Origin of the sequence: Planktothrix sp. FACHB-1355 (genome assembly GCF_014748295.1) — a bacterium.
GTDB classification, from domain to species: Bacteria; Cyanobacteriota; Cyanobacteriia; order Cyanobacteriales; family Aerosakkonemataceae; genus Aerosakkonema; species Aerosakkonema funiforme_A.
In genome coordinates, this window is sequence record NZ_JACJUP010000614.1 from 1 (window position 1) to 4095 (window position 4095).

At 43.5% G+C, this 4095-nt stretch carries 3 protein-coding genes; 2 read left to right on the forward strand and 1 reads right to left on the reverse strand.

The annotated features are described in order from the left end of the window. On the reverse strand, nt 1–1189 hold a 1189-nt coding region (locus H6S82_RS21640), incomplete at its 3' end, for a DUF262 domain-containing protein (protein ID WP_191056683.1). A 527-nt stretch (nt 1190–1716) separates the two neighbouring features. Between H6S82_RS21640 and ispG the strand changes: the two genes are divergently transcribed. Both ispG and H6S82_RS21650 read left to right on the forward strand, forming a co-directional pair. Beyond that, a complete protein-coding gene (ispG, locus tag H6S82_RS21645; RefSeq protein ID WP_190461809.1) occupies nt 1717–2931 on the forward strand; it encodes a (E)-4-hydroxy-3-methylbut-2-enyl-diphosphate synthase in 1215 nt (404 codons plus the stop codon). Nucleotides 2932–3057: 126 nt separating this feature from the next. Next, nucleotides 3058–4095: S41 family peptidase (locus H6S82_RS21650; RefSeq protein WP_191056684.1), on the forward strand; the 1038-nt coding region annotated here is incomplete at its 3' end.

The window sequence follows — 4095 nt, forward strand, 5'->3', positions numbered from 1 at the left end:
GAGTCAATTTTAATCTATCGACAAAATTATCAGATACAAGATTGGTACTTTTACTCACTTGTGAGTATAGTAAAGCAAAAATCCTGTTTAGCCCTCTGGTTTGAATATTGCAAACAAAGCGACGAAGGATAAAATTTTCAATAACTTGAAGAACAAAAACAAATTCTTCCTTAGTAATTTTATTCTTCATCCAATCATCATAGCAATTTAAAAGGAATGGATAGACAGTTGCAATATCTAAGCGATTTAAGCGGTGAAGATGTTTCCGCACAATTTCATTAGGCTCTCGCTCTGGATTCAAAAGTATTGCATAATATTGGGAGAATACACACAAATCCTTTAAATAGGAAAGCGCATCGTTATTACTAATTCTATCTTTGATTTCAAAATAAATTTCATTCTGCTTAATTTCCACACCACTTTTAGTCAGATAGTGACGAATAAACTCTGTCAAGTCTTCACCTAGCAATTTTTGCATAGGTTGCCAATATTGAGTATATACAGACTCTTGTTCTTCTGTATGGATTCGCATGAAAAAATAATTGCGAATCAAATCCGCTTGAGTAAGAGGTCTTCCCTTGGCATTCAGACTTTCAAAAACTAAATAAGGATCGTCATCCGCACTGAGAACGACACTTACAAGAGAAAGATTGCTACAAATAACTTTCTTGATTTTTTGAAGTTCTAATCTTTCTTTGTTTAGCCGAAGCTGTTTTTCAAAAAATCTATAGCATTCTAAAATCCCACTTTCATTAACTTGAGATACTGAATCTATTATCTGGTGGAATGCTACACGATCTACTTGTGTAGGCTGTAATTTATAATAATCCGGTCTATCTTCATAAGAATTGACGAGAAACCTATCATTGATTTCTGCTGCTAATTTTTCCTCTGACTGTTTTGCCGTATCTCTCAAAGCAGAAAGCAATATAAAAATAGTAGTCAATCGCTGTTGTCCATCAATCAATAAATACTTGTTGACACCTTCAGGAACAGATGTGGTAGGCATGGTGACAATAGAACCCATAAAGTGAGGACGAGGATTATCTGCCTTACAGAGTTCTACAATATCGTTCCACAATGCTTGCCACTCTGGTTTTTTCCAGCTATATTGTCTTTGGAATAGAGGTACTACATATTGCTGTGTTCCTTCAATTATTTTTTGTAGCTTTGTTTCTGAGGCTTGCATTTATTTCTACTCCTTTATAGTCGTCAATTATAGCATTATTACCCTGGCCTTCCCCATTGATGGTAGTTCGCAACCAGACTAACAGAGCTAACCTCTGTTACGATCTGCATTTGCTCTATAAACACATATTTTTTCTATATTCCATATTCAATTTACTGTCAAGATATATTCAATAAAGTTCGCTTTTCGAGACTTGGAATTACAAATTTAGCTTATGTACTGTCCGCTCAAGCTATCGCCTGAGTATAATAGATACTGAGGGGGTGAGGGTGAGGCTTTATGAAATGCGATCGCATTTTTTTAAACCACAATTCCAGTTGAGCTAATTTCGTGAATTTTTTCATTACAAATCCTTGCAACTTGTTTGCTTAGCACATCTGACTTTAAAGCAATTATCTCTAATAAACCAGCTTTCTAGGCACAAATCAACCAGACAAACATAAATCTGGCTACTCCAACAGCCAAAACTGTCCCCTTCTATGGCAACCTGAAAAACAGAGAGGAACCGCCAAAGTAAAGAACAGGTTATGCAAACTCTGCCCAATCCAACCGCCACCAGTCAACCCACTTTCGATACCACCATCAAGCGGCGCAAAACCCGTCCCGTTAAGGTGGGAAATGTGACGATCGGCGGTGGCTATCCAGTTGTCGTACAATCGATGATCAACGAAGATACCCTCGACGTGGAAGGGTCTGTTGCTGCGATTCGTCGCTTGCACGAGATTGGTTGCGAAATTGTCCGCGTTACAGTTCCCAGTCTCGCACACGCCAAAGCATTAGCGGAAATCAAACAAAAACTTCTCAAAACTTACCAAGATGTGCCGCTAGTCGCCGACGTGCATCACAATGGTATGAAAATTGCCTTGGAAGTTGCCCAGCACGTTGACAAAGTGCGGATCAATCCGGGATTGTACGTATTTGAAAAGCCAAAATCCGATCGCACCGAATACACCAAAGCCGAATTTGACGAAATTGGCGAAAAGATTCGCGAAACTCTAGAACCGCTGGTAGTTTCCCTGCGCGACCAAGGTAAAGCTATGCGTATCGGCGTCAATCACGGTTCCCTCGCCGAAAGAATGGTGTTTACCTATGGCGATACTCCCGAAGGTATGGTAGAGTCTGCTTTAGAATTCATTCGCATTTGCGAATCTCTCGACTTCCGCAACTTGGTTGTTTCCCTGAAAGCTTCGCGAGTGCCGGTGATGTTAGCAGCTTATCGCTTATTGGCACACCGCATGGATGAACTGGGTATGGACTACCCCCTGCATTTGGGCGTCACGGAAGCGGGAGATGGGGAATACGGTCGCATCAAGTCTACTGCCGGGATTGCTACACTTTTAGCTGATGGCATTGGGGATACTATCCGGGTTTCTCTTACCGAAGCTCCGGAAAAAGAGATTCCCGTCTGCTATAGTATTCTGCAAGCTCTGGGATTGCGGAAAACAATGGTGGAGTATGTCGCCTGTCCTTCCTGCGGTCGCACCTTGTTTAACCTAGAAGAAGTCCTGCACAAAGTACGGGAAGCCACCAAACATCTCACGGGGTTAGACATAGCAGTAATGGGCTGCATTGTCAACGGCCCTGGAGAAATGGCAGATGCCGACTACGGTTATGTTGGCAAACAGCCCGGTTATATTTCCCTGTATCGCGGCAGAGAAGAAATAAAAAAAGTCCCAGAGTCTCAAGGTGTTGAGGAGTTAATCAACTTAATCAAAGCAGACGGTCGGTGGGTAGATCCTTAAAAACCCTATCCGGTGTTGAATTTGGCTAAGCACAATAGTGGTATTCACTGAACATTTCCACAAAAAGCCTGTGTTAAATTGGGCTTACTCCCATTGCAGTTTTTCCCTTCCGGCTCAGAGATAAAGATGGTTATAGCAAAACGTGGACTCGTTTTAGGTGCAACAGCCGCAGTATTGACGACTGTGGCAGTAACCGGCGCTGGTATTCACCTTTCAAGTCAAGCTTTCTTTCGCGATAGTCCAAAAGAATTGGTTGATGAGGTCTGGCAGATAGTCGATCGCAACTACGTAGACGGTACCTTCAACCAAGTTGATTGGCAGAAAGTTCGCAACGAATATCTGAGCCGGAACTACACCAGCAAGGAGGAAGCTTACAAGGCAATCCGGGAAATGTTGAAAAAACTGGATGACCCTTACACCCGGTTTATGGACCCCGAAGAATTCAAGAGTATGCAAATTGATACCTCTGGGGAACTGACTGGTGTTGGTATTCAACTTTCCCAAGATGAAGACAGCAAAAAACTGGTTGTAATCGCGCCGATTGAAGGTACGCCAGCGGCTAAAGCTGGGGTGCTTGCCAAAGATATCATCCTCAAGATAGATGGCAAGAGTACCGATGGTATGGATGTCAACGATGCAGTCAGCTTGATCCGAGGCCCAGTGGGTACAGAAGTGACGCTGACTGTGATGCGAAACAATCAGCAAAAGATATTTAAGCTGAAACGCGATCGCATCGAAATCCATCCCGTCCGCTACAGTCGCACTCAAGATATCCCCGGCGGCGTTGGCTACATCCGCCTGAATCAGTTCAGCGCCAATGCAGCAGGAGAAATGCGTGCGGCAATTCAAGCACTAGAAAAGCAAGGAGTTTCTGGCTACGTTTTGGATCTGCGTTCTAACCCAGGCGGACTCCTCTACGCCAGCATCGATATTGCCAGAATGTGGTTGAAAGATGGTGGCATTGTCTCCACAGTAGACCGTCAGGGAGTAAGCGATCGCCAAAAAGCAAACAACCGCCAACTTACCAATAAACCCTTAGTTGTGCTGGTGGATGGCGGATCGGCAAGTGCCAGCGAAATTCTCTCTGGGGCGCTGCAAGATAACCAACGCGCCGTCCTCGTCGGCACAAAAACCTTCGGCAAAGGCTTAGTGCAGTCAGTACGC

Excerpts from the sequence above, each read along its gene's own strand:
- ispG (WP_190461809.1), top strand. The coding sequence starts at position 1,717 with ATGCAAACTCTGCCCAATCCAACCGCCACCAGTCAACCCACTTTCGAT.